The 23,132-nt window shown below is 71.0% G+C and carries 27 protein-coding genes; 10 read left to right on the forward strand and 17 right to left on the reverse strand.

Annotation, left to right across the window (positions count from 1 at the left end; genetic code table 11):
• Positions 1 to 189: 189 nt before the first annotated feature.
• Positions 190 to 939 carry a GntR family transcriptional regulator gene (locus IE246_RS27375; RefSeq protein ID WP_229837540.1) on the reverse strand — a complete coding sequence of 250 codons (750 nt, stop codon included), beginning with the start codon at positions 937 to 939 and terminating at the stop codon, positions 190 to 192.
• Positions 940 to 1,119: 180 nt separating this feature from the next.
• Between IE246_RS27375 and IE246_RS27380 the strand changes: the two genes are divergently transcribed.
• The 3 genes from IE246_RS27380 to IE246_RS27390 are packed head-to-tail and all read left to right on the forward strand — an operon-like array spanning position 1,120 to position 3,825.
• Positions 1,120 to 1,404, forward strand: coding sequence for a UxaA family hydrolase (locus tag IE246_RS27380; RefSeq protein WP_189995802.1), 285 nt, complete (start codon positions 1,120 to 1,122; stop codon positions 1,402 to 1,404).
• A gap of 16 nt (positions 1,405 to 1,420) precedes the next feature.
• Complete coding sequence (locus tag IE246_RS27385; protein WP_189995804.1) at positions 1,421 to 2,599, forward strand: UxaA family hydrolase; 1,179 nt, start codon at positions 1,421 to 1,423, stop codon at positions 2,597 to 2,599.
• A gap of 23 nt (positions 2,600 to 2,622) precedes the next feature.
• Positions 2,623 to 3,825 carry a phytanoyl-CoA dioxygenase family protein gene (locus IE246_RS27390; protein WP_189995806.1) on the forward strand — a complete coding sequence of 401 codons (1,203 nt, stop codon included), beginning with the start codon at positions 2,623 to 2,625 and terminating at the stop codon, positions 3,823 to 3,825.
• A 6-nt stretch (positions 3,826 to 3,831) separates the two neighbouring features.
• On the opposite strand, the gene IE246_RS27395 is transcribed toward IE246_RS27390, so the two are convergent.
• From IE246_RS27395 to IE246_RS27405, 3 genes are read right to left on the reverse strand one after another with little or no spacing between them, the layout of a single operon-like run.
• A complete protein-coding gene (locus IE246_RS27395) occupies positions 3,832 to 4,617 on the reverse strand; it encodes a sulfite exporter TauE/SafE family protein (RefSeq protein WP_189995807.1) in 786 nt (261 codons plus the stop codon).
• Positions 4,618 to 4,664: 47 nt separating this feature from the next.
• Entirely contained in the window at positions 4,665 to 5,219 is a 555-nt protein-coding gene (locus tag IE246_RS27400) for a rhodanese family protein (RefSeq protein ID WP_189995808.1), read from the reverse strand.
• A gap of 5 nt (positions 5,220 to 5,224) precedes the next feature.
• Positions 5,225 to 5,557 carry an ArsR/SmtB family transcription factor gene (locus IE246_RS27405; RefSeq protein ID WP_229837541.1) on the reverse strand — a complete coding sequence of 111 codons (333 nt, stop codon included), beginning with the start codon at positions 5,555 to 5,557 and terminating at the stop codon, positions 5,225 to 5,227.
• Between the two features lie 94 nt (positions 5,558 to 5,651).
• Between IE246_RS27405 and IE246_RS27410 the strand changes: the two genes are divergently transcribed.
• Positions 5,652 to 6,539: an MBL fold metallo-hydrolase gene (locus IE246_RS27410; RefSeq protein ID WP_189995810.1), complete on the forward strand. Its 888-nt coding sequence runs from the start codon at positions 5,652 to 5,654 to the stop codon at positions 6,537 to 6,539.
• A gap of 19 nt (positions 6,540 to 6,558) precedes the next feature.
• On the opposite strand, the gene IE246_RS27415 is transcribed toward IE246_RS27410, so the two are convergent.
• The 3 genes from IE246_RS27415 to IE246_RS27425 all read right to left on the reverse strand — a co-directional run bounded on the left by IE246_RS27415 (position 6,559) and on the right by IE246_RS27425 (position 9,255).
• A complete protein-coding gene (locus IE246_RS27415; RefSeq protein WP_189995811.1) occupies positions 6,559 to 7,437 on the reverse strand; it encodes an NAD(P)-dependent oxidoreductase in 879 nt (292 codons plus the stop codon).
• A gap of 69 nt (positions 7,438 to 7,506) precedes the next feature.
• Positions 7,507 to 8,274: an SDR family NAD(P)-dependent oxidoreductase gene (locus tag IE246_RS27420; protein ID WP_189995812.1), complete on the reverse strand. Its 768-nt coding sequence runs from the start codon at positions 8,272 to 8,274 to the stop codon at positions 7,507 to 7,509.
• A 348-nt stretch (positions 8,275 to 8,622) separates the two neighbouring features.
• On the reverse strand, positions 8,623 to 9,255 hold the full coding sequence (locus tag IE246_RS27425) for a peroxiredoxin (protein WP_189995814.1): 633 nt from the start codon (positions 9,253 to 9,255) through the stop codon (positions 8,623 to 8,625).
• A gap of 171 nt (positions 9,256 to 9,426) precedes the next feature.
• Between IE246_RS27425 and IE246_RS27430 the strand changes: the two genes are divergently transcribed.
• Positions 9,427 to 10,461, forward strand: a complete 1,035-nt coding sequence (locus IE246_RS27430; RefSeq protein ID WP_189995816.1) for an Ldh family oxidoreductase — start codon at positions 9,427 to 9,429, stop codon at positions 10,459 to 10,461.
• Positions 10,462 to 10,532: 71 nt separating this feature from the next.
• On the opposite strand, the gene IE246_RS27435 is transcribed toward IE246_RS27430, so the two are convergent.
• Positions 10,533 to 11,504 (reverse strand): S1C family serine protease, encoded by a 972-nt coding sequence (locus tag IE246_RS27435; RefSeq protein WP_189995818.1) that lies wholly within the window; start codon positions 11,502 to 11,504, stop codon positions 10,533 to 10,535.
• A gap of 127 nt (positions 11,505 to 11,631) precedes the next feature.
• On the opposite strand from IE246_RS27435, the gene IE246_RS27440 reads away from it, so the two are divergent.
• Positions 11,632 to 12,006, forward strand: a complete 375-nt coding sequence (locus IE246_RS27440; RefSeq protein ID WP_189995821.1) for a hypothetical protein — start codon at positions 11,632 to 11,634, stop codon at positions 12,004 to 12,006.
• 40 nt (positions 12,007 to 12,046) lie between these two features.
• Here IE246_RS27440 and IE246_RS27445 read toward each other — a convergent pair whose 3' ends face one another.
• From IE246_RS27445 to IE246_RS27465, 5 genes are all read right to left on the reverse strand, one after another.
• Positions 12,047 to 12,688, reverse strand: a complete 642-nt coding sequence (locus IE246_RS27445; protein ID WP_189995822.1) for a hypothetical protein — start codon at positions 12,686 to 12,688, stop codon at positions 12,047 to 12,049.
• 180 nt (positions 12,689 to 12,868) lie between these two features.
• Complete coding sequence (locus IE246_RS27450; RefSeq protein ID WP_189995824.1) at positions 12,869 to 13,204, reverse strand: hypothetical protein; 336 nt, start codon at positions 13,202 to 13,204, stop codon at positions 12,869 to 12,871.
• Positions 13,205 to 13,262: 58 nt separating this feature from the next.
• A complete protein-coding gene (locus IE246_RS27455; RefSeq protein WP_189995826.1) occupies positions 13,263 to 13,799 on the reverse strand; it encodes a transcriptional regulator in 537 nt (178 codons plus the stop codon).
• Between the two features lie 21 nt (positions 13,800 to 13,820).
• Entirely contained in the window at positions 13,821 to 14,315 is a 495-nt protein-coding gene (locus IE246_RS27460; RefSeq protein ID WP_189995828.1) for a response regulator, read from the reverse strand.
• A 99-nt stretch (positions 14,316 to 14,414) separates the two neighbouring features.
• Positions 14,415 to 15,338 (reverse strand): DMT family transporter, encoded by a 924-nt coding sequence (locus tag IE246_RS27465; protein ID WP_189995830.1) that lies wholly within the window; start codon positions 15,336 to 15,338, stop codon positions 14,415 to 14,417.
• 82 nt (positions 15,339 to 15,420) lie between these two features.
• Between IE246_RS27465 and IE246_RS27470 the strand changes: the two genes are divergently transcribed.
• The 4 genes from IE246_RS27470 (at position 15,421) to IE246_RS27485 (ending at position 18,706) form a co-directional block, all read left to right on the forward strand.
• Entirely contained in the window at positions 15,421 to 16,419 is a 999-nt protein-coding gene (locus tag IE246_RS27470) for a D-2-hydroxyacid dehydrogenase (protein WP_189995832.1), read from the forward strand.
• 85 nt (positions 16,420 to 16,504) lie between these two features.
• Entirely contained in the window at positions 16,505 to 17,341 is an 837-nt protein-coding gene (locus tag IE246_RS27475) for a DUF1194 domain-containing protein (protein WP_189995834.1), read from the forward strand.
• 80 nt (positions 17,342 to 17,421) lie between these two features.
• Positions 17,422 to 18,129 (forward strand): gamma-glutamylcyclotransferase, encoded by a 708-nt coding sequence (locus IE246_RS27480; RefSeq protein WP_189995836.1) that lies wholly within the window; start codon positions 17,422 to 17,424, stop codon positions 18,127 to 18,129.
• A gap of 46 nt (positions 18,130 to 18,175) precedes the next feature.
• The gene (locus IE246_RS27485; RefSeq protein WP_189995838.1) at positions 18,176 to 18,706 is read left to right on the forward strand and encodes an isochorismatase family protein; all 531 of its coding nucleotides are present in this window, start codon (positions 18,176 to 18,178) and stop codon (positions 18,704 to 18,706) included.
• A gap of 172 nt (positions 18,707 to 18,878) precedes the next feature.
• Here the strand turns inward: IE246_RS27485 and IE246_RS27490 are convergent, their stop codons facing one another.
• From IE246_RS27490 to IE246_RS27505, 4 genes are all read right to left on the reverse strand, one after another.
• Positions 18,879 to 19,964 (reverse strand): mandelate racemase/muconate lactonizing enzyme family protein, encoded by a 1,086-nt coding sequence (locus IE246_RS27490; RefSeq protein WP_189995840.1) that lies wholly within the window; start codon positions 19,962 to 19,964, stop codon positions 18,879 to 18,881.
• 171 nt (positions 19,965 to 20,135) lie between these two features.
• Positions 20,136 to 20,813, reverse strand: coding sequence for a hypothetical protein (locus IE246_RS27495; RefSeq protein WP_189995842.1), 678 nt, complete (start codon positions 20,811 to 20,813; stop codon positions 20,136 to 20,138).
• 127 nt (positions 20,814 to 20,940) lie between these two features.
• Entirely contained in the window at positions 20,941 to 21,657 is a 717-nt protein-coding gene (locus IE246_RS27500) for an SDR family oxidoreductase (protein WP_189995844.1), read from the reverse strand.
• Between the two features lie 4 nt (positions 21,658 to 21,661).
• A complete protein-coding gene (locus tag IE246_RS27505) occupies positions 21,662 to 23,083 on the reverse strand; it encodes a dipeptidase (protein WP_189995846.1) in 1,422 nt (473 codons plus the stop codon).
• Positions 23,084 to 23,132: the final 49 nt, after the last annotated feature.

Below are 23,132 nucleotides of genomic sequence, written 5' to 3' on the forward strand. Positions count from 1 at the left end.
ACTCTGCCTCCAAATCCAGATCGCGAACAACTCCTCGCCATCTCGAAACGGTGGCCCGCGCATACAGGAATGACGACGAGGGGAGAGTGTCCCGAACGCCAGACCGCACCGCCGATCTTCCTTCGTCATTCCGGCCGAAGCGACACCGTCGCGCAGAGCCGGAACCCACGACGCGACGGACGCCGGCAGCTATACCAGCTCCACCCGATACCGGTAGGCGTCGGTGCGGCAACGGCTGAGCCGCCACTCCACCGGCATGCCGTCGAGATTGCTGGCAAGCCGATCGATCTCCAGCAGCGGCGTGCCGGTCGCGACCTCGAGCAGCTGCGCGTCGCGGGCGTCGGCCGTCACGGCGCGGAGCTGCTCGGCGGCCCGGTAGACGGTGACGCCGAAGCGCTCCTCGTAGAGCGTGTACAGGGTGTTCGGCAGTTCCGCCGGCGCCACCGCCGCCAGCGGCCCGAACAGCCTCCCGGGCAGCACCAGGCGCTCGACCAGCAGCGGCCGGCCGGCAGCCGAGCGGGTCCGGTCGATCACCACCACCGGCGCCCCGGCCGGCAGGCCGAGGCGGGCCGCCTCGGCCCGGTCGGCGCGGCGGCGGCCACAGGCCAGCACCCGACTGCTCGGGGTCGGCCGGTCACCGGCGGCGTCGACCATCCGGAAGAAGTGGAACAGCGACCGCTCCGGGTCGTGCCGGCACACGATGGTGCCCTTGCCCTGGTGGCGGACCAGCAGGTTCTCGGCCACCAGTTCGTCCAACGCCCGGCGCACGGTGCCGGGGCTCACGCCGAAGCTCTCGGCCAGCCGCGGCTCGCTCGGCAGCATGTCGCCGGGTTTCCAGGTCTCGTCGATCAGGTGCCGGATGATCCGCTGCTTCACTTGGCGGTACAGCGGGCCGTGGCCGGGCCGCATCGGCTCGTCGATTAAGTCGGCGGCGGTCAACGCGCGGCGCTCCGTCTGCTGCCAGTGATCACTCGGCCTTGCGAAGATCGGGCTCACCCGATCGAGTCTTGTATAAGACCTACAGGTCCTGTACTCAACGACGACGGTCGCAACGCCGCCCGCCAAGAGCGGCCGACGGCCCCAGGAAACGCTCCCAGAGACCTTTCGACGAGAGCCCCGATGACCAATCACTTCAACGTCCACCACAAGGCCGACACGGTCGGCGTGATCACGGTGGAAGGCGTCGAGGCCGGCCAGGAACTGACCGGCTGGATCATGGAAACCGACGAGACCGTGAAGCTGAAGGCGCTGGATCCGATCCCGATCGGCCACAAAATCGCGCTCGGCGACATCAAGTCCGGCGACACCGTCGTGAAGTACGGCCACGACGTGGGCAAGGCGGTCGCCGACGTCGGCAAGGGCCACCACGTCCACGTCCACAACATGAAGACCAAGCGCTGGTAAGCGGGGAGAGAGTGTCATGGTGGACAAGAGCAAGCTGAGCTTCCAGGGCTACCGCCGCGAGAACGGCCGCGTCGGCATCCGCAACCACGTCGTCATCCTGCCGCTGGACGACCTCTCGAACGCCGCCTGCGAGGCGGTCGCCAACAACATCAAGGGGTGCCTGGCGATCCCGCACGCCTATGGCCGGCTGCAGTTCGGCGCCGATCTGGACCTGCACTTCCGGACCCTGATCGGAACGGGGTGCAACCCGAACGTGGCGGCGGTCATCGTGATCGGGATCGAGCCGGGCTGGACCCAGCGGGTGGTCGACGGCATCGCCGCCACCGGCAAGCCGGTCGAGGGCTTCGCCATCGAGCAGCACGGCGACATCAACACCATCGCCCGTGCCTCGTACCGGGCGAAGCAGTTCCTGCAGGACGCCACCGAGAAGCTGCGCGAGGAGTGCTCGATCGACGAGCTGTGGGTCTCGACCAAGTGCGGCGAGAGCGACACCACCTCGGGCCTCGGCTCCTGCCCGACGGTCGGCAACCTGTACGACAAGCTGGATCCGCTCGGGATCACCTCGTGCTTCGGCGAGACCTCGGAGATCACCGGCGCCGAGATGGTGTGCGCCAGCCGCGCCATCAACGAGGAGGTCGGGAAGAAGTTCCTGGCGACCTGGCAGGCCTACATGGACGAGGTTATCGAGCCGCACAAGACCTCGGACCTGTCGGAAAGCCAGCCGACCAAGGGCAACATCGAGGGCGGGCTGACCACCATCGAGGAGAAGGCGTTCGGCAACCTCGAGAAGATCGGCAAGACCGTGAAGTACATCGACGTGCTGGAGCCGGCCGAGGCGCCGTCCAAGGGCCCGGGTATGTACTTCATGGACACGTCCTCGGCGGCCGCCGAGTGCGTCACCCTGCAGGCCGCGGCCGGCTTCGTGGTGCACCTGTTCCCGACCGGCCAGGGCAACGTCATCGGCAACCCGATCGAGCCGGTCATCAAGCTCAGCGCCAACCCACGCACGGTACGCACCATGGGCGAGCACATCGACCTGGACGTCTCCGGCATCCTGCGCCGCGAGATGACCCTGGACGAGGCCGGCGACGCGCTGATCGACGTGATGATGCGGACCTGCAACGGCCGGTTGACGGCGGCGGAGGCCCTCGGCCATCGTGAGTTCGTGCTCACGAAACTCTACCGGAGCGCCTGAGGCCGCTCCGACAGGACGGCGGAATGACGTATCGGGGGAACGTGGACGGCCTCTTCGAAGGGGTCGTCCACGGTTGGGCGTACGATTCGGACCGGCCCGGCGACCGGGTCGAGGTGACCATCTGGACGGATGGGAAGCAGGTCGCGCGGGCGATCGCCGACCGTCACCGGGACGACCTGCAGGGCCACGGCATCGGCGACGGCCGGCACGGCTTCCGGATCCCGGCGCCGCCCGGCATCCCGAAGTTCCGCCTGTCGGTGCGTTTCGGCGAGTCCGACGAACTGGTGCCCGGCAGCTTCGCCGACAACATCAGCATCGCCCGACGCCTGCAGCTACCGCTGGCCGAGAACCCGCTGATGGAGGACCTGATTGCCGAAGACGGCCTGACGGACCAGCAGGCCGGGCTGGTGCGCGCCTTCGCCCGCGACGGCTTCCTGAAGTTCCGGATCACCGACCCGGCGTTCGATGCGCTGGCCGACGCGGCGATCAGGGACGTCGACTGGAAGCGCTCCAACGGCATCCGCCTGCAGGACGCCTGGACCGACGTCGAGGCGGTGCGCCGGCTGGCCGCCCTGCCCGAGGTCATGGACCTGCTGCAGCTGCTGTACGGCCGCCCGGCGGTACCTTTCCAGACCCTCAGCTTCCGGGTCGGCACCCAGCAGGAGACCCACTCCGACTCGCTCCACTTCTCCAGCCGGCCGAGCCGCTTCATGTGCGGGGTGTGGATCGCGCTGGAGCCGATCGACGAGAACAACGGCGCCCTGCACTACTTCCCCGGCTCGCACAGGCTGCCGATCTTCGAGCTAAACGACCTCGGTCTGCTCGGCGACGAGGCCGAACTGACCCCGAACTACGCGATCTACTGCGACATGCTGCAGGCGATGATCCGGGCGCACGGCCTGACCAAGCAGGTGGCGCTGATGGATCGCGGCGAGGCCATCGTGTGGGCCGCCAACCTGTATCACGGCGGCGACCCGATCCGGGACCCGTCGCGGACCCGCTACAGCCAGGTGACCCACTACTATTTCGAGGGCTGCGGCTACTACGCGCCGCTGAGCTCGGACCCGTACCTGAACCGCTACGTCCGGCCGGACCGCCGCGACGTCCGCACCGGCGAGCCGATCGGCCACTGGTTCGGAACCCGGCCGGTCGACGCCGCCGCCGGCAAGGCAGCCCCACCGGCACCGGCCGGCAGGTCCTGGCTCGGCCGGCTGCTGGGCGGGTGAAGGCGGTCAGACGATCCCGAGGCTGCGCACCAGCATGTAGGTCGCGACCACGAAGATCAGCCCGGCGAACACCGTGCTGAGCGCGCCGCGGTGGGCGGACAGGCCGCGCGCCGAACGGGCACCGATCAGGCCGCCGACGATGCCGCCGGCGATGAACACCGCCGCCAGGCCCCAGTCGAGCAGGCCCGACACGGCGTAGTTGGCCGCCGTGGTCAGGCCGAAGGCGGTGACCGCGACCAGCGACGAGCCGACCGCGTTCAGGATCGGCATGCCGGTGGCCAGCATCAGCCCGGGCACGATCAGGAAGCCGCCGCCGATCCCGAAGAACCCGGAGAGCGCCCCGGCCCCCAGGCCGACGCCGAGCAGCTTCGGCAGGTTGCCGCGGTTCAGCCGGACACCCAGGTCGCCCTCGCCGGCCCGCTTGCGGAGCATCAGCACGCCGACCACCATCATCAGCACCGCGAACAGCGCCAGCAGCTGCTGGCCGTCGACGATCTTGCCGACCGTCGAGCCGGCCAGCGCCCCGGTCGCGCCGGCAGCCGCGAACACGCTGGCGCATGGCCACTTGACGGTACCCTGGCGGGCGTGGGTCGCGAGGTTGGCGGCGGCGTTCGCCGCCACCGCGACCGCGCTGGTCCCGATCGCCAGGTGGGCGTCGCCGATGCCGACCAGATAGACCATCAGCGGCACCGCCAGGATCGAGCCGCCGCCGCCCACCAGGCCGAGCGAGAACCCGACCAGCGAGCCGGAGGCCAGCCCCAGGCCGCCCTGGAGCAAAGTGAGTGTGGTCATGGGGGAAGCCTCCGGGAACCGGCCTGCCGGCGATCGCGATCCGAGGCTCAGGCGTGCCTGGCGGTGGTCGTCACGGCGTAGGTCGAGCGGTTCCAGGGCATGTGCACCAGCACCCGGGCGAGGCCGCAGAACCCGGTGACGCCGGCCGTCAGCAGCCCGGCCCCGACGAACAGCGGGATGGCCAGGAACCAGGGCGACACCAGGATGCCCAACAGGGTGCCGAGGAACGCCATGCCACCGGCGCCGATCTGCACCTGACGCTGCAGCTCGAGCGGCTGGCGGCGGTCGGCGACCACCGGCAGCCCGGCCTTCTTCCAGGCGTCCAGGCCGCCTTCGAGCACGAAGGCCTGGCAGCCGTCGCCGACCCGGGCAGCCAGGCGCTGGCCGTTGCCGAGGGTGCGGGCGCCGCTGCGGCAGTGGAAGATCACCGGCTTGCCCTGCTGCACCGCCAGCTCGGCCTCGTCCAGGCGCGACAGCGGCAGGTTGCGCGCGCCCGGAACCTTCTCGCGGGCATGCTCGTCGGGCTCGCGGATGTCCACGAGGATCGCGCCCTCGTCCATCATGCGGCGGGCGTCGGCGGCGGAAACGGTCGGAAGCGCCATCGGGTCTACTCCTTTGAGGCGGTCGCGTCGGGCTGGCAGAATTCGTCGTGCAGGATGGCGAACAGGCGTTCGAGCCGCGGATCGGCGATCCGGTAGCGCAGGGTCTGGCCCTCGCGCCGGTAGGTGACCAGGCCCTCGGCCCGCATCTTCGCCAGATGCTGCGAGAGCGCCGGCTGCGACAGCGCGACGTCGGCCGCCAGCATGGTCGGCGTGGCCTCGCCCTGCTCGACCAGCCGGCACAGGATCACCAGCCGCCGGGGATTGGCGATCGCCCGCAGCATGCTGGCGACCTCCTCGGCCTTGCGTTCCAGCGTTTCAGGGTCGAACGTCAGCTGCACGGTTGCCATCCAACATTTAAGACATCACTTAATTGTGGTTCGCTGATGTAACTGTCAAGGGTGTCCACGGCGATGCCCGTCCGGAGGTGAAGGAATGACCGGCAAGCCCGTCATACAGGCGTTCTTCGACGAGCCGACCAACACGATAAGCTACCTGGTCGGCGATCCGGCAACCGGCAAGGCCGCGGTGATCGACCCGGTGCTGGACTACGACCACAACTCGGGCGAGGTCGACACCCGGTCGGTCCGGGCGATCCTGGAGTCCGCCGCCAGGGACGGCTGGACCATCGTGTGGGCGCTCGAGACCCACGCCCATGCCGACCACCTGTCGGGCTCCCCCTACATCAAGGCCAAGACCGGCGCCCGGATTGGCATCGGCGAACATATAAAGGATGTGCAGCGGATCTTCCGCCCGGTCTTCAACGCAACCGACCTGAAAACCGACGGGAGCGACTTCGACCACCTGTTCGTCGACGGCGAGCGCTTCCGGATCGGCGAGCTGGAGGCCGAGGTGCTGTACACGCCGGGCCACACCCCGGCCTGCGTGACCTATCTGATCGACGACGCGGCGTTCGTCGGCGACACCCTGTTCATGCCGGACTTCGGCACCGCCCGCGCCGATTTCCCCGGCGGCGACGCCCGCGCCCTGTACCGCTCGATCAAGCGGGTGCTGTCGCTGCCGGCCGAGACCCGGCTGTTCATGTGCCACGACTACAAGGCGCCGGGCCGCACCGAGTACGCCTGGGAGACCACGGTCGCCGCCGAGCGCGCCGCCAACGTGCACGTGCGCGAGGGCGTCAGCGAGGACGAGTTCGTCGAGATGCGCACCAAGCGCGACGCCACCCTGGCGGCGCCGCGCCTGCTGCTGCCGTCGATCCAGGTCAACATCCGGGCCGGCCGGTTCCCGCCGGCCGACGCCAACGGCGTGCACTACCTCACCATCCCGGTGAAGCTGAAGGGCGGGGCCGAGGCCGGCGCATGAGGGACCGGCCGGCACCGGCTCAGCCGGCGCTGGTCCCCTGCTCGACGATCTCGATGGCCCGCGACAGGTCCTGCTGGCCCCGCCCCGCGAACACGCCGTGCTTCAGCACCAGGCGGGCCGCCTGGCAGACCCACATCGGCACCCCCAGCGCCTCGCCCTGCTCGATCGCCAGGTCGACGTCCTTCATCAGGATCTCGAAGGTCGCCCCGAAGTCGAAGCTGCGCGGCACGATCGCCTTCGGGAACACCGACATGGTGGCGAAGTTCCGGCCGGTGCCGTTGTTGAGGACCTGCAGCATGGCGTCGGCCGGGATGCCGCCCCTGTCGGCCATCACCATGGCCTCGGAGGTGGCGACCAGCGACACCGCGAACAGGATGTTGTTGGTCAGCTTCATGACCTGGGCGGCCCCGGGCGCGTCGCCGGCGATCACCACGGTCGGTCCCCAGCACTCGAATACCGGGCGCAGTTCCGCAGCCCGAACCGGGTCGCCGGAGACCATCACCGCCAAGGTGCCGGCGGCCGCCCCGGCCGGGCCGCCGCTGATCGGGGCGTCGATCATGACCACCCCCTTCTCGGCGCAGACCGCGGCCATCTCCCGTACGAACGGCGACCCGACGGTGCAGGTGTTGACGATGGTCTTCAGCCCCCCGCCGGCGAGCAGCCCGTCCGGCCCGGTGACGGCGCGCCGGAACACCGCCAGGGTCGGCAGCGACACCACCACCGTCTCGCACGCCTCGGCCAGCGCCTTCGGCGAGTCGGCGCTCCGGGCCTGGCGCTCCAGCAGCGGCCGCATCGCGTCTTCGCGGACGTCGTGGATCCACACCTCGTGACCGGCGTCGAGCAGCCTGCCCGCCATCGGCCGGCCCATGTTGCCGACGCCCAGATAGCCGAGCCGCATCGGTCTCCTCCCTCGTTTTCGATCGTTGCGCCGCGGCGGACCCGCGGTGCCGACGGTCTTGCGTCCCGGCTACCGGACCGTCACGCCGCTGTCGACCGGGAACACCTGGCCGGTGGTGATCGCCGACTCGTCGGAGGCCAGGTAGACCGCCATCTCGGCGATGTGGATCGGCTGGCCGAGGCCGAGCAGGTGGGTGGCCGCGAGTTCGTCGAGCGCCCGGCCGTCGCCGCCCAGCATCCTCTTGACCCGGTCCGACAGGGTGACGGACGGCGCGATCGCGTTCACCCGGATCCTCTGCGCCGCATACTCGACCGCCATCGACCGGGTCAGGGCACTGACCCCGCCCTTGGCCGCCGTGTAGCAATCGCGCCCCGGCAGGGCCATCAGGGCGACGATCGACGACATGTTGATGACCGATCCGCCGCCGGCCTCGGCGATCCGGGGTATCGCCACCTTCGAGCACAGGAAGGTGCCGAACAGGTCGAGGGTGATCGCGCGCCAGAACTCCTCCTCCGGCGCCTCGGTGACCGGGCCGTCGTTCGGGGTCGAGCCGCCGGCGTTGTTGTGCAGGACGTCGAGCTTGCCGAAGCGCCCGACACAGGCCTCGACCGCGGCCGTCACGCTCGCCTTGTCGGTGACGTCGCAGCGGACGAACGCCGCGTCGCCGCCGTCCCGGGCCCGGCCGCGCGCGGACTCCGCCGCCGCCTCGCCGAGGGCGGCGTCGATCTCGGCGACCACCACCTTCGCGCCCTCCTCGGCGAACCGCTCGGCCGTTGCGCGGCCGATCCCGCCGCCGCCGCCGGTGATGAAGGCGACCTTGCCCGCCAGCCTGCCCATGGTGCGTTTCCTCCCGGATGGTGGCCGTCGTGCACGACCGTGCGGCAACTCTAGCGGACCGCCCGCAACCCGCCACCACGCGGCGCGGCGTCCTTGGGCCTGTCCACGCGATCCAGGGAGACGACGATGGGAATCGAGGTGAGCGGCCTGTCCGGCCTGCTCCTACTGGCGCTCGACGTCTGGGCGACCGTCAGCGTCGTGGAAGCGCCGCGTCGACCGGCGGCAAGGTGCTGTGAATCCGGCTGATTCTAATGCTGCCCGCGCTCGGGCCGATCGTCCGGCTGGCTACCGGGCTGCGGCCGGTCCGGGGCTGACCGGACCGGCCGGGCCGTGGCGCTCAGGCGCCGGTCACTTCGGCTGCGGGACGTAGCGCAGATACGGCTTCTCGGTCCGCCAGCCGCCCGGGAACTTCTCCTTGGCGGCCTCGTCGTTCAGCGACGGCACGATGATGCACTCGCCGCCCTGCTGCCAGTTCACCGGCGTCGCCACCATGTGCTTGGCGGTGAGTTGCAGCGAGTCGACGACCCGCAGCACCTCGTCGAAGTTGCGGCCGGTGCTGGCCGGGTAGGTCAGGGTCAGCTTGATCTTCTTGTCCGGGCCGATCACGAACACCGTGCGGACCGTCAGGCTGTCGAGCGCGTTCGGATGGATCATGCCGTACAGGGTCGAGACCTTGCGGTCCTGGTCGCCGACGATCGGGTAGTTCGGCAGCGTGCCCTGGGTGTCCTGGATGTCCTTGACCCAGACGTGGTGGTCGGACACCGGGTCGACGCTGACCGCCAGGATCTTGACGTTGCGCTTGTCGAACTCCGGCTTCAGCTTCGCCATGTAGCCGAGCTCGGTGGTGCAGACTGGCGTGAAGTCCTTGGGGTGCGAGAACAGAATGCACCAGCTGTCGCCGATCCACTCGTGGAAGTTGATGGTGCCTTCCGTCGTGTCGGCGGTGAAGTCGGGCGCGGTGTCGCCGAGTTGCAGTGCCATGGTTGGTCCTTCCATGCCAGTGGTAGAGCCGCGGGCTCCGTCGGAAATCGCGCGGCAGCCTAGCGCCGATCGCCGCTCGGGGCACCCCCTTCGACCGCCACCGTCTTGTCAGCACCCGACAGCCCCGCTATCGACGGGGTTGCATCCCGTCCGTCGCGATCGGAACCGACCGTGCCCAAATTCGCCCCCGCCCACCTCACCGACCTGATCACCCGCGTGTTCGAGAACAGCCGGGTGGCCCCGGCGACCGCCCGCATCGTCGCCGAGGCGCTGGTCCGGGCCGAGGCCGACGGCATCTCCAGCCACGGCGTCGCCCGCGTGCCGCCCTATGCCGAGCAGGCGATGAACGGCAAGGTCGACGGGTTCGCCGAGCCGAGCATCGCCCGCACCGCCGCCGCCGTGCTCGACGTCGACTCGCGGATCGGCTTCGCGTTCCCGGCGATCCGGCTCGGCCTGGAGGCCGCCGCCGACATCGTCGGCGACACCGGCATCGTCGCCATCGGCATCAAGCACAGCCACCATTTCGGGGTCGCCGGCCACCACGTCGAGGACGCCGCCAACCGGGGGCTGATGGCGCTGGCGTTCTCCAACACCCCGGCGGCGATCGCGCCCTGGGGCGGCGCCCGGGCGCTGTACGGCACCAACCCGATCGCCTTCGCCTGCCCGCGCGCCGACGGCCCGGACGGCGAGAAGCGGCCGCCGCTGGTGATCGACCTGTCGGTGTCGACGGTTGCCCGCGGCAAGGTGGTGCTGGCCGCCAAGGCCGGCGAGACCATCCCCGACGACTGGGCGCTGGACGCCGACGGCCGGCCGACCACCGACCCGAAGGTCGGCCTCGAGGGCTCGATGGCGCCGCTCGGCGGCCGCTCGGCGGGTGCCAAGGGCGCCGCCCTCGGCCTGATGGTCGAGCTGCTGTGCGGCGCGCTGACCGGCTCCAACTTCGGCTACCAGGGCTCGTCGTTCTTCGAGCCGACCGGGGCACCGCCGTCGATCGGCCACCTGATCCTGGTGATGGACCCCAAGGCGTTCGGCGGTGGCGCCGGGACGGTGGCCCGGGCCGAGGAGATGTTCGCGGAGATCCTGAAGGAGCCCGGAACCCGCCTGCCCGGCGACAGCCGGCTGGCGAAGCGAGCGGCGGCCCCGGACGGCATCACCGTTCCCGACGCGCTGGCCGCCGAGCTGGAGGCGCGGGCGGCGGCCGGCTGATCCCCGCCAGCCCGCCGATCCCGCCTGCCCGCCGATCCCGCTTGCCCGCCGATCCCGCTTGCCGACCGTCGTCAGTAGGTGCGTTCGAGGCGCAGCCAGCCGCGCCGGTCGCGCGACGTCAGCACGACGTCGCGCACCGCCCCGCCGGACAGCAGCTTGAGGCGGACCTCGACCCCGGCCGGACCGAGCGCGCGCACCCGGCGCCACAGGGCCTCCAGCCGGCGGACCGGCTCGTCGCCGACCCCGAGGATCACGTCGCCGGGACGGATGCCGGCAGCGTCGGCCGGCCCGCCGGGCGAGACCCGGGCCACCACCAGCGCGCCGTTCGCCGGTTCGGGGTACAGGCCGAGCCAGGGGCTGGCCGGCGCCGTCGACCTCCCGAACGCCAGCAGGTCCGGCAGGATCGGCGGCAACAGGTCGATCGGCACGAACATGTTGCCCGGCGGGCCGACCCCGTCGCCGGCGGCGTCGCCGACGATCAGCGAGCCGATGCCGGCCAGCCGGCCGTCGGCGTCGAACAGGCCGGCACCGCCGAAGTTCGGGATCGGCGGCGTGGTGAACAGCGCGTCCTCGAGCAGGTATTCCCAGCCGCCGGCGAAACTGCGACGCCCGACCACGACCGCCTGGCCGCTGACGCCCGGCGCCGCCACCGTCACGCGCTGACCGGCGGCGAGGCCGTCGGCCGATCCCAGCCTGGCCGGCGCCCCGGCCAGCTTGCCGAGCGCGCGCAGCAGGCCGAAGCCGGTCTCGTGGTCGTAGGCGACGATATCGGCCGGGACGCGGCTTCCGCGACCGTCGACCACCGACACCTGCTCGGCCTCCATGATCAGGTAGCCGATGGTCACCACCAGGCCACCCTGGTCGATGACGACGCCGGCGCCGCGCCGTTCGGTGCCCAGCGACTCCGCGGTCCGCGAGTCGGCCGGCACCCGGGCCTCGACCGTCACCACCGCCTCGACCGGCGAGGCGGCAGGGGCCGGCCCCGCCACCGTCAGGACGACGAGCAGGAACAGGGTGGACAGGAACCGGGACGACGCGGCCATGGCGGTCCTCGAACGGTCTGGTCATCACCAGACATGGTGCCGGGCGGCGTACCGGACCAGTCCCGGCGTGGCGGCAGTTCGCCGACTCTGGTACCTTAGCCCCGGGGAACGACGACAGGAACGGACCATGTCGCGCGGACAGGACTACGTTCGGGCCAAGGCCCAGGAGGCGCTTGACGCAACCGGCGGGAACCGGCACGAGGCGAGCCTCTTGCTAAGGGTGTGGGCCGAGGCGGACGCCAAGCTCTACAAGGCCCTGACCGCGCCGCTGCTGGGCAACCTGGCGGCCCTCGCGATCCAGCGGGTGGCGGCACCGCAGACCCCGGTCGGGCGCCAGCGCGCGCCGATCCGCGAGGCCGAGCTGCTGGCGGCGATCGGCTCGCGCAACAGCCAGTCGATGTCGAGCACCCGCTCGGCCGGCGCGCCGCCGCAGGGCAGCGTCCGGCACAAGCAGGCGGTCACGCTGCTCGCTTCCGCCTATCGCCGGAAACCGGTCGCCTGACCGTTCGCGTCCGACCTCCGCGCAACCAACCCCGAGCCGGTCACTTAGGCCGCGCCACCAGCATGTTCTCGTACAGCTTGGCGATATAGGACGGGTCCGCGCCGATCTGCTGGTTGGTGCGCGACCGGTGCTCGGCGGTCTCGGCCACGCCGGCCGACACCATCACCGGCGCCGCCTCGTCCGGGACGACCGCCAGCCCGGTCTTCTCGAGCCCGGCCAGGATGTCCTGGCTCTGCTTGCGGAACCGCTGGAACGACGCGTCGAACATCGAGGAGTCGCGGCGCGAGCTCGGGTTCGAGGCGCGCGACAGCGCCATCGAGAAGATGTCCAGGATCAGGTTGGCGTTCCGGCTCTCCAGCCAGGCCCCGATCATGGCGGACCAGACGGCGGTGACGTAGGCCCGCGAGCCGGAGCCCATCAGGCCCTTCGACAGGGTCTGGTCGGCCGCCGCCACCATGGCGTCGGTCGGCGTCTGCGGCACGATCATGAATCCGGCCAGCTCGAGCGACTCGATGACGTCCTTGGCGTCCTTCTGGTACTTCTCCCACTCGTTCTCGATCAGGAACGAGCCGAGGATGTCCACCTCGTTGTTCTGGACGTTGTTGAGGAACCTCGCGAACTCCTTCGCGAAGTGCTCGATGATCGAGGGCTGTGGGCGTGGAGCCTGTGTCCTGCCGCGCATGCCGTGTTTCCTCTTCGAGAGCGATCCGCCGGACACCCGTGCGACCCGGCCGCCGCTCCCTCTTCGCTGAGATTGCCTGCGCGCCCAAGCCGGCGGTGGCGGGCGCGCTGTCTGTCCAAGGCACTATAGCCGAAACGCCTTGTTCTTGAAATGCCAAGCCCGGCCAGTGAAGGCAGTGCGTCAGCGCTGCGGTTTCGGGCGCAGGAACCGCGGCGGTGACGGAATCGTGATCCGTTCCTCGCCGCCCGGCAGGTCGCGCCAGTCGCGCGCCGTGCCCTGCAGCAGCCGGGACTTCAGACGCTTGGCCCGCCGGGCCGCGTCGCCGCCGATCCGGCTGCGCTGCCAGCCCGGCAAGGCGTCGAACGCCGCGCTCGCCGTGCGCAGGTCGGCCTGCCGGCCCGAGCGATAGGCCCGGTTGACCTCGCGGGCGACCACGCTCGCCGGGCCGAGCTCGGCCGTGACCGTCTCCGACAGCAACCCCAAGGCCTGCCGGTCCCGCGCATCGATCTCCGTCATGCTCGCCCCGTCCGACGCCTGTCCGACCTCGAATAGATAGTGCAGCCGCCGACCGCTGTCATGCCTCTCGGTCATCGTCGCCCGCTCGCCCGTCCTCGTCCGCTTCCGGCCGGAGCTTGCGGCGGGCCTCGCCGAACGCCTCGACGATGGCGTTCTCGATGATGCCGCCGCGGCCGGTGATGCGGTTCGCCAGTACAGCATACAACGCATCGACGTGCAGACCGACCGCCCGCTGCTGGCGGGCGTCCAGCGCCGTCAGCCCGGTGACGAAGTCGTTCAGCGACTTGCCGATCTGGCTCAGCAGGTCGTAGCCGATGGTGCCCCCGGCCCCCTTGATCTCCAGGGAGGCGTCGTAGATCTGCGCGACCAGGTCGCGCTGGCGCTCCGGTTCCGGCCGGCTCTCGGTCAGCAGCCGGCGCATGGTCACCAGCTTCTCGGCGATGTCCGCGGTGAAGGTGTCGCGCGACTTGTGCACCACCTCCTCGAGCTTGCGAACGACCTCCGGGGTCAGGCGCATGTCGAACCCCTTGCTGAGGTTCACCGCCTTCTTCTTCAGGTCCGCCCGCGGCGGGATGATCTGAGCCCGTTTTGCCACGTCGCCGCCTCAGCCGCCCCCTCAGTCGTCCGACCGTCGCCGGTCGGGACCGGTATACGGCACCTGGCGCCGCCGGCGGTCCGGACCGAAATAGCCATCGGCGTTCACGAACGCCCGCGGCCGGGCGATCACCGCCACCAGCCGGCGGTACAGGCCCTCGACGTTGAACGGCTTGGCGAGGAACTCCGTCACCCCGATGTCGCGGGCCCTGACCACGTAGTCCTCCTCGGAATTGGCGGTCAGCATGATGATCGGTGTCATCCGGTCCAGCGAGTCCGGCGCGGTGCGCACCCATTCGATCAGGGCGAGGCCGCTCTCCTCGCCCAGGTGATGCTCGGTGATGATCACGTCGACCGGGTCGCGCCGCAGCATCTTGCGGGCGCGTTCCACCGTGTCGGCGATGCGGATCGCGGTCACGCCCAGCACGTGCAGGATGTCGCGGATGAGCCGGGCGGTCGGCGGACTCTTGTCGACGATGAGGAAGCTCACCTTGGAGAAGTCGATCTTCTCGGGCATTCCCCCCGGTCCCCCGCCGCGGCTCCGCACGCTGGCCGTGCCGCCTGATAGAAACCGCACCCGACCGTCGGAATCAAGCGGCGCGCGAGCGATGCCGGCTCACGACCGCCGGCGGACCCGCTCGCGCAGCGAGATGTAGATGCCGCTGGCGACCAGGATGGCGATCCCCAGCCAGGTCGGTCCGTCGGGGAAATCGCCGAACCAGTAGTAGCCGACGATCGTCGCCGTCACGATCTCGCCGTAGCCGAACGGCGCGAGCAGCGCCGCCGGGGCCTGCTCGAAGGCACGGATCATCAGGTAGTGGCCGCCGGCCCCGATCGTGCCCATCGCCGCCATCGCCGCCAGCTGGGGCAGGGTCGGCGTGACCCAGACCGCCGGCAGCAGGACGCTGGACACCCCGAGGCAGACCAGCGAGGTGATCGCCAGCGTGACCAGCGGCGGAGCGGCGGCGCTCAGCCGCCGGGTCAGCAGGACGTAGCCGGCGAAGCTGCAGCCGGCCCCGAGCGCCAGCAGCGCCCCCGGCTGCAGCACCGTCAGCCCCGGCCGAAGCACCACCAGCGCGCCGGCGAACCCGACCAGCACCGCCGCCCATCGCCGGACCCCGACCGCCTCGCCCAGGACCAGGGGCGACAGGGCGGTGACGATCAGCGGCGCGATGAACAGCAGGGCCAGCGCATCGGCGATCGGCATGGTCCGGATCGCCCCGAAGAACAGGAAGGTCCCGATCAGGATTCCGAAACCGCGGGCGACCTGCAGCGACAGCCGCGCCGGCCGCAGCAGCGCGTAGGGACTGGTCGCCAGCGCCAGCGGCACGATCAGCAGCGACTGGAACAGAAACCGAGCCCAGACCAGCTGCGCGATCGCGAAGGTGCCGGACATCGACTTGGCGAAGCCGTCCATGATCGGCAGCAGCGCCACCGACGCCAGCATCAACCCGATCCCCAGCAGCGGCCGATCGGGGGGCGGGGCGGCTGGCGGCGGTGAAGCTGGGGCGTTGGACAGCGCGGCGGCGGGTCGGGTCATCGGACCGGGCGATCGTGGTTGCGGTTTGCGACGCCGCCTCCGGCCGGCCTAGCATGGCCGCGTGCTGCGAGGGAGGGTGCGGGTGTCCGGTCTCGAACGCGTGCGGCTGCACGTCAAGAACAATCGTGCCGGCGAGGAAGTGTTCCGGATCACCGAGGACCGGCTGGCCGAGGCCGCGGCCCGGCGGCCGGAGGTGGCGGCCCGGGTCGACGCGCTGGTCGACTTCGACCTCGACCGGTTCGCGGAATCGATGGCCACCGCCCACGCCCTGGTCACCTGGGACCTGCCGACCGTCGACCTGGCACGGCGCGCGCCGGAGCTGCGCTGGATCCACATCATCGGCGCCGGGGTCGAGCACCTCAGGCCGCTCGACTGGCTGCCGCCCGGCGTGACGATGACCAACAACCGCGGCGTGCACGCCGAGAAGACGGCGGAGTCCGCGCTGATGGCGGTGCTGATGCTGAACAACCGGGTCCCGGCCTATGTCAGCGACCAGCGGGCGCGGCGCTGGAACCCGGTGTTCGCCACGCCGGTCGCCGGCAAGACCGTCGCGGTGGTCGGGGTCGGCGAGATGGGGCACGCGGCGGCCCGCGCCTTCGGGCGTGCCGGGCTGCGGGTGCTGGGGGTGCGGCGCGGCGGCCGCCCGCGCCGCCACGTCGACCGGATGGTCGGCCCGGACCGCCTGCACGAGGTGCTGGCCGAGGCCGACTTCGTGCACGTCGCCGCGCCGCTGACCGACGAGACCCGGCACCTGATCGACGGCGCCGCGATGGACGCCATGAAGCCCGGCGCCGGCCTGGTCAACTTCGGGCGCGGCCCGGTGGTCGACGTGGCGGCCCTGGCGGAGCGGCTGCGCGCCGGCCGGCTCGGCGGCGCCGTCCTCGACGTGCACGACCCCGAGCCGCTGCCGCCGGACTCGCCGCTCTGGGACGTGCCGAACCTGATCCTGACGCCGCACGTCTCGTCGGACGACGACGTCAGCTACATCCCGAAGACCCTGGACCTGGTGTTCGACAACCTCGGCCGGCTGCTGGCCGGGCGGCCGCTTCGCAATCGCGTGAGGCCGGCGCTCGGCTACTGACAGGCTGCGACGGCCGCCCGGGCCTCTGCTAGACTCCCCTGGTCGGTGCCAGGGGAAGCCGCTCGGGCTTCGTCGGAGGTGACGGATGCGACCGCTCGGATGGCTCTTGGCCGTGCTGGCCATCGCCGTCTCTTCCAGCTTTCCAGGGGCGCCGGCTCGGGGCCAGTCCGGCCCCGCCCAGTCCGGCCCGATCGCCGTCGACCTCGAGCTGGTCCTGGCCGTCGACGTCTCGCGTTCGATGGACCACGGCGAGCAGGTCCTGCAGCGCGCCGGCTACGTCGCCGCGTTCCGCGACCCGGAGGTGATCCGTGCCATCGGCTCCGGTCCGATCGGGCGGATCGCCGTCACCTATGTCGAATGGGCGGGCGCCGGGCTGCAGCACGTGGTCCTGCCCTGGACCCTGGTCGACGGCCCGGCCGCCGGGCAGCGGATCTCCGAGATCCTGGAGTTCGCGCCCTACGAGGCCCGGCGCCGCACCTCGATCTCCGACGCCCTGCTGTTCTCGGCGGCGCTGTTCCGGAACAGCGGCTATGCCGGGGCGCGCCGGGTCATCGACATCTCCGGCGACGGCCCGAACAACCAGGGCGTCGGCGTCGTACCGGCCCGCGACCGGGTGCTGGAGCAGGGCATCGTGATCAACGGCCTGCCGATCATGCTGAACCGACGCCAGCCCTCCGGCTTCTTCGACGTCGCCGACCTGGACCTGTACTACGAGGACTGCGTCATCGGCGGCTTCGGCGCGTTCACCGTCACCGTCACCGACCCCGGCGAGTTCGTCGCCGCGATCCGCCGCAAGCTGATCCTGGAGATCGCCGGGGCGCAGCCGCGCCTGGTGCCGGCCCAGGCGTCGACGCCGCTGGCGCCGACCGACTGCCTGGTCGGCGAGAAGCTGTGGGACATGTGGATGCAGGGCATGGAATGACGTGATGCCCGAACGTCATCAATGCGTTTCCCGGGCGCCGGCTCGCGCGACGCGGCCGATCGCCTATATTGCAGTGCATCATGCCCAACGATCCTTCGGCCCCGAAACCCGACCACGTCATCCCGCTGACCCGCGAGAACATCCTCTCCGGCCGCATCCGGGAGTGGGTCGCCAAGCACGACGACAGCTTCCGGCCGCTCACCGATTCCGAGCTGCGCCGGACCCGCGAGGCGATGTTCCCGCCGGACGGACGGCCGGACGGGCCGGTCTGGCTGTTCGGCTACGGCTCGCTGATCTGGAACCCGGCCTTCGAATTCGCCGAGAAGCGCCCGGCGACGGTGCACGGCCTGCACCGGCGGTTCTGCCTGCGCACCTTTCTCGGCCGCGGCTCGAAGGACCGGCCCGGGCTGGTGCTGGCGCTCGACCGCGGCGGCTGCTGCCGCGGCGTGGCGTTCCGGATCGCGGCGGAGCGGGTCGAGAGCGAGCTCGACATCGTCTGGCGGCGCGAGATGATCAGCGACGCCTACCGCCCGCGCTGGCTGACCGCGGTCACCCCCGAGGGACCGGTCCGGGCGATCGGGTTCGTCATCAACCGCGGGCACGAGCGCTATACCGGGGCGCTGTCCGAGCAGGCGGTCGCCGAGACCATCGCCCATGCCGCCGGCTTCCTCGGACCGTGCTGCGACTACCTGTTCAACACCGTCGAGCACCTGGACGAGCTCGGCATGCCGGATGCCGGGCTGTCGCGGCTGGCGGACCGGGTCAAGGCGATCCGGGCGGCCGGCTGACGGCGCTCTCGACGGGCGCCACGGTCCGGTCCAATCTGTCCCGGCGATGCCGATACTCACCGCCGATAGCTCGTTTCTGCTGGTCGTCGACTTCCAGGCCCGGCTGATGCCGGCGATCGACCACGGGGCGGATGCGGTCGCCAACGCCCGCCGGCTGCTCGACGCCGCCGCCCTGTTCGCGGTCCCGGTGCTGTTCACCGAGCAGAACCCGGACGGCCTCGGCGCCACCGTTCCGGAGCTGGCCGGCGGCCACCCGGTGTTCCACAAGATGACCTTCGACGCGGTGCGCACGCCCGGCTTCCTCGACCGCATCCCGGCGGACCGCGAGATCGTCGTCGCCGGCTGCGAGACCCATGTCTGCGTGCTGCAGACCGTCCTCGGCCTGCTCGACGCCGGCCGGCGGGTCCAGGTGGTGAGCGACGCCGTCGGCTCGCGCCGGCCGGACAACAAGGCGGCCGGCCTGCACCGCATGGAGCGCCACGGCGCCGGGACCGTCACCACCGAGATGGCGGTGTTCGAATGGCTCGGCAGCGCCGAGCACCCGCGCTTCCGCGAGGCGATCCGGCTGATCAAGTAGCTTCGGGCCGGGGGAGGCCACCGGTGGGTTCCGGCTCGACCGCGCCGAGGGCGGCGCGGCCGTCCGGAATGACGAGGAGAGAGAAGCGTCCTGCCCCCCTTCCCTGCCGTCATTCCGGACCGGATCCCGGACTTGATCCGGGAGCCGGAGCCGGAACCCACGAACCGGCAGGCTACTCGTCGGAATACCGCTCGACCGCGTCGGGATCGAAGCGGAAGCCGAGGCCGGGGCGGTCGGGGATCAGCAGGTCGCCGTCGACCATCTCGAGCTTCTCCTGGAAGATCGGCGCGAACCACGGCATGTGCTCGGCCCACGGCACGTTCGACAGGGCGCCGCACAGCTGCAGGCAGTGCTCGGTGAACAAGTGCGGGCTGACCGGCACGTCGTAGGCCGCCGCCATGTGGGCGACCCGCACCCACTCGGTGACGCCGCCGACCCGCTCCAGGTCGGGCATCAGGATGTCGGCCGACTTGCGCTCCAGCATGTCGCGGAAGCCGTAGCGGCCGTATTCGGTCTCGCCGCTGGCGATCGGGGTGTCGATCTCCGCCGCCACCCGGGCCGACCCCTCCAGGTCGTAGGCCTGCACCGGCTCCTCGAACCAGGTCAGGTCGAACGCCTCCAGGTCGCGGCCGAGCCGGATCGCGTGGGCGACCGACAGGCCCTGGTTGGCGTCGGCCATCAGCTTGACTCGGCCGCCGATCGCCGAACGCACCGCCGCCACCCGCTCGACGTCCTCGCCGATGTCGGGCTTGCCGATCCGCATCTTCACCGCCTTGAAGCCCTGGGCGACGAACTCCCGGGCCTGGGCCTCCAGCTCCGGGATCGTCATCGAGGCCCACAGCCCGCCCGAGGCGTAGGCCGGCACCCGGTCGCGCCGCCGGCCCAGCAGCCGCGACACCGAGGCGCCGAGCGACTGGCCGAGGATGTCCCAGCACGCCCAGTCGATCGCCGCCATGCCGAACAGCGAGACGCCCTTGTGGCCGAGGAAGTTGATCTCGTCCCACATCTCGTCGAACCGGGCGGTGGTGTCGCGCGGGTCCTTGCCGATCGCGCGCTCGCCCAGCAGCCTGACCATCGCCTCCAGCACCGGCACCCGGTGCCGGCCGATCGCCCAGAGGTAGCTTTCGCCGGTGATCCCCTCGTCGGTGTCGAGCCAGACCAGCAGGCCCGACACGCCCTCGATCCGGTGGATCGAGGTCCCGATCGGCTTGTCGAACGGGATATGGATGCGCCGGGTGCGCAGGCCGGTGATCTTCATGGGGTCTCCTCCGGGTCATGCTCTTCCCGGCAGGCTAGACCAGCTGCCCGGGCGGCAGAACCACGACTCTCGGCACGAGTCCGTGCGCCGGCCGCTTGCGGACCGACACCGCGCGGACGGTGTCGACGGGCCCGATGTGCGGGCCCGACATGCGGGCCCCTTGCGACAGACCTATCTGCCCCGCGACTTCGGCCTGCCGATGGATTCCATTATCCGGGTCCCCCGATCGCGACCGACCGCGGCAAGCCGGGGTTGGGCCGCCGCGGCCGCGTCGAACTCGTTTTCGATCCGGAGCTGGCCGGTCCCGTGCGGCGGGAACACCACGGTGCCCACATAGACCACCTCGCCGGGATTCACCGTGAAGCCGTAGCCGCCGATCTCATCGGCAGCGATCGCGCGGTTTCCGCCGTCGCTGAACCGCACGTTGTAGATGACACGGGCCCCGGTGAAGAAATACGCTTGGATGCTGGCGTACCGACCGGCGATCAGGTCGATCGCCTCGTAGGCGGTGCCCTCGTCGCCGGTCTTGAGCTGGGCCATCTTGCCGCTGTAGCCGGGCAGGATCGGCAGGTCGATGTTGCCGGTATCCGGCTCGACGAGGCCGAAGGTGATCTCGACGGACGGCCCGCGCACCTTCGGCTTGAAGACCGACAGGATCGAGTCGTCCGGGGGCGGCCGCCTGGGCTTGCCGTCGCCGATCCGCAGGCCGATGACCGCGGTGCCCCGCGACGGGTCGCTCCCGTTGGCGCCGGACGCCGCGCCACCGCCGGCGCAGCCGCTCAGCAGCAGTCCCCCGGCACCGACCAGAACCGCGCGACGTTCGACCGTGCCACGGAATGCCTGCTTCATGTCCGATCCAAGCCCCGGATGGTTGAGATTCCCTGACGGCCAGAATCCCACGAACCGTGGCGCAACGAAACCCGAACTCGCCCAAGCCGTGCAGCCGATGGCGAGCGGCCCTTGCCCGCACTCGCCCCTAGACCGGCTGTCCGGCCGGCAGGACCATCACTCTCGGCACCAGGACGTGCGCCGGCTGCTCGACCGCGAACACCACGGCGCGGGCCACGTCGTCCGGCAGCAGCGGCTCCGGCACGTTCTGGACCACCTCCGGGCGGACCTCGTGGTCGCGGTGCAGGTCGGTGCGCACCAGGCCGGGCTCGACCACCGAGACCTTCACGCCGTGGCCGGCAAGCTCCATGCGCAGGCCCTCGCACAGCGCCTCGACGGCGTACTTGGTGGCGCAGTAGCCGCCGGCGTTCGGCCGCACCTTGGTGCCGAGCACCGAGCCGGTCATCAGCAGGTGGCCGGAGCCCTGGGCCTTGAACCGCTTGGCCGCGGTGTAGGCGAACCGGAAGGCGGCGTCGACATTGACCCGGATCATCTCCGACAGCGCATCCAGGTCGATCGCCTCGATCGGGCCGGTGTGGATCAGCCCGGCGTTGGCGAACGCGATGTCGACCCGGCCGAACCGCTCGATCGCCAGCGCGAACAGCGCCTCCGGGGTCGCCGGATCGGCGATGTCGCCGGCCAGCACCGCGCAGTCCGGCAGCCGGGCGGCGTGCTGCTCCAGCACCTCGCGGCGGCGCCCGTGCAGCACCAGCTTCACGCCCCTCGCCGACAGCGCCTCGGCCGACGCCAGGCCGATGCCGCTGGTGCCGCCGGTGACGATTGCGACCTTGCCTTCGAGTGTCATCGCTTCACCCCTTCCGCTTCACGATCTCGGCCATCCGGGCCAGCACCGCGGCGTTCGAGCGGATGCCGTTGTGGAAGCACACCAGCTCGAACTTCTCGTTCGGCGAGTGCACCCGGTCGTCCTCCAGCCCGAAGCCGAGCAGGATCGAGTCGATGCCGAGGTACTTCCGGATCGAGCCGACCGCCGGGATCGAGCCGCCGGTGCCGATCAGGTAAGCCTCCTTGCCGAACACCTCGGCCAGGCCCTGGCGGGCAGCGTTCAGGTACGGTGAGTCGGTCGGCACCCGGATCGCCGGCGAGCCGCCGCTGTCGAGATCCACGAAGGTCGCGGTATAGCCGTCCGGCAGCCGGTCGGTGATGAACTTCTTCAGGTTCGCGGACACCGCATGCGGGTCCTGGTCGGGCACCAGCCGGCAGGAGATCTTGGCCATCGCCTCGCGGGCGATCACGGTCTTGGCGCCGTCGCCGACATAGCCGCCGAGGATGCCGTTGACGTCGCAGGTCGGCCGCGCCCACTGGCGCTCGATCGCGGAGTAGCCCTTCTCGCCGCCGTCCGCCGAGACCAGGCCGATGTCCTCCATCGCCTCCCGCTCGTCGTAGCCGAGGGCCTCCCACTGCGCCTTCTCGTTGGCGCCGACCGGCACCACGTCGTCGTAGAACTGCGGGATCTGCACCCGACCGTCTGCGTCGTGCAGCTCGCCGAGGATGCGGGCCAGCAGGTTCAGCGGGTTCACCACCACGCCGCCATACATGCCGGAGTGCAGGTCGCGGCTCGGCCCGCGCACCGTCACCTCCTGGTAGACCAGGCCGCGCAGGCTGTAGGTGATCGCCGGCTGGTCGACGTCCCACATGCCGGTGTCGCAGACGATGCAGGCGTCGGCCTTCAGCTCGGCCGCGTTGGCCTCGACGAACGGGTCGAGCGACGGGCTGCCGCACTCCTCCTCGCCCTCCAGCAGCACGGTGACCCTGCACGGCAGGGTGCCGTGGACGTCGCGCCAGGCCCGGAACGCCTCGACCCAGGTCATGACCTGGCCCTTGTCGTCGACCGCGCCGCGCGCCACGATCCGCTTGCCGCGCTCGGCGTCGACCAGCACCGGCTCGAACGGCCCGCTGTCCCACAGCTCCAGCGGGTCGGCCGGCTGCACGTCGTAGTGGCCGTAGTACAGCAGGTGCGGAACCTCGGGGCCGCCGGGCCCCGGGTGATGCGCCACCACCATCGGGTGGCCGGTCGTCGGCCGCACCGCCGCCTCGAAGCCGAGGCCGGCCAGCTCGTCGGCCATCCACCGGGCGGCGCGCTGGACGTCGTCGGCAAAGGCCGGGTCGGTGGACACGCTGGGAATGCGCAGCAGGTCGAACAGCCGCTCGACGGAACCGTCGAGGTTGGCGTCGACACGCTCCAGCACCTGGGCGACGGGAAGATCGGACATGGGGGACTCCGGGTTGGACCGGAGCCGAGACTAACCAGGAGAAGGCGGG

Source organism: Thalassobaculum fulvum, from assembly GCF_014652915.1.
In the GTDB taxonomy this organism is placed as follows: domain Bacteria; phylum Pseudomonadota; class Alphaproteobacteria; order Thalassobaculales; family Thalassobaculaceae; genus Thalassobaculum_A; species Thalassobaculum_A fulvum.

Excerpts from the sequence above, each read along its gene's own strand:
- IE246_RS27475 (WP_189995834.1), top strand. The coding sequence starts at position 16,505 with ATGCGACCGCTCGGATGGCTCTTGGCCGTGCTGGCCATCGCCGTCTCT.
- IE246_RS27500 (WP_189995844.1), bottom strand. The coding sequence starts at position 21,657 with ATGACACTCGAAGGCAAGGTCGCAATCGTCACCGGCGGCACCAGCGGC.
- IE246_RS27395 (WP_189995807.1), bottom strand. The coding sequence starts at position 4,617 with ATGACCACACTCACTTTGCTCCAGGGCGGCCTGGGGCTGGCCTCCGGC.
- IE246_RS27445 (WP_189995822.1), bottom strand. The coding sequence starts at position 12,688 with ATGCGCGGCAGGACACAGGCTCCACGCCCACAGCCCTCGATCATCGAG.
- IE246_RS27380 (WP_189995802.1), top strand. The coding sequence starts at position 1,120 with ATGACCAATCACTTCAACGTCCACCACAAGGCCGACACGGTCGGCGTG.
- IE246_RS27410 (WP_189995810.1), top strand. The coding sequence starts at position 5,652 with ATGACCGGCAAGCCCGTCATACAGGCGTTCTTCGACGAGCCGACCAAC.
- IE246_RS27425 (WP_189995814.1), bottom strand. The coding sequence starts at position 9,255 with ATGGCACTGCAACTCGGCGACACCGCGCCCGACTTCACCGCCGACACG.
- IE246_RS27415 (WP_189995811.1), bottom strand. The coding sequence starts at position 7,437 with ATGCGGCTCGGCTATCTGGGCGTCGGCAACATGGGCCGGCCGATGGCG.
- IE246_RS27390 (WP_189995806.1), top strand. The coding sequence starts at position 2,623 with ATGACGTATCGGGGGAACGTGGACGGCCTCTTCGAAGGGGTCGTCCAC.
- IE246_RS27435 (WP_189995818.1), bottom strand. The coding sequence starts at position 11,504 with ATGGCCGCGTCGTCCCGGTTCCTGTCCACCCTGTTCCTGCTCGTCGTC.
- IE246_RS27480 (WP_189995836.1), top strand. The coding sequence starts at position 17,422 with ATGCCCAACGATCCTTCGGCCCCGAAACCCGACCACGTCATCCCGCTG.
- IE246_RS27505 (WP_189995846.1), bottom strand. The coding sequence starts at position 23,083 with ATGTCCGATCTTCCCGTCGCCCAGGTGCTGGAGCGTGTCGACGCCAAC.
- IE246_RS27385 (WP_189995804.1), top strand. The coding sequence starts at position 1,421 with ATGGTGGACAAGAGCAAGCTGAGCTTCCAGGGCTACCGCCGCGAGAAC.
- IE246_RS27450 (WP_189995824.1), bottom strand. The coding sequence starts at position 13,204 with ATGACGGAGATCGATGCGCGGGACCGGCAGGCCTTGGGGTTGCTGTCG.
- IE246_RS27465 (WP_189995830.1), bottom strand. The coding sequence starts at position 15,338 with ATGACCCGACCCGCCGCCGCGCTGTCCAACGCCCCAGCTTCACCGCCG.
- IE246_RS27485 (WP_189995838.1), top strand. The coding sequence starts at position 18,176 with ATGCCGATACTCACCGCCGATAGCTCGTTTCTGCTGGTCGTCGACTTC.
- IE246_RS27440 (WP_189995821.1), top strand. The coding sequence starts at position 11,632 with ATGTCGCGCGGACAGGACTACGTTCGGGCCAAGGCCCAGGAGGCGCTT.
- IE246_RS27460 (WP_189995828.1), bottom strand. The coding sequence starts at position 14,315 with ATGCCCGAGAAGATCGACTTCTCCAAGGTGAGCTTCCTCATCGTCGAC.
- IE246_RS27420 (WP_189995812.1), bottom strand. The coding sequence starts at position 8,274 with ATGGGCAGGCTGGCGGGCAAGGTCGCCTTCATCACCGGCGGCGGCGGC.
- IE246_RS27400 (WP_189995808.1), bottom strand. The coding sequence starts at position 5,219 with ATGGCGCTTCCGACCGTTTCCGCCGCCGACGCCCGCCGCATGATGGAC.
- IE246_RS27495 (WP_189995842.1), bottom strand. The coding sequence starts at position 20,813 with ATGAAGCAGGCATTCCGTGGCACGGTCGAACGTCGCGCGGTTCTGGTC.
- IE246_RS27490 (WP_189995840.1), bottom strand. The coding sequence starts at position 19,964 with ATGAAGATCACCGGCCTGCGCACCCGGCGCATCCATATCCCGTTCGAC.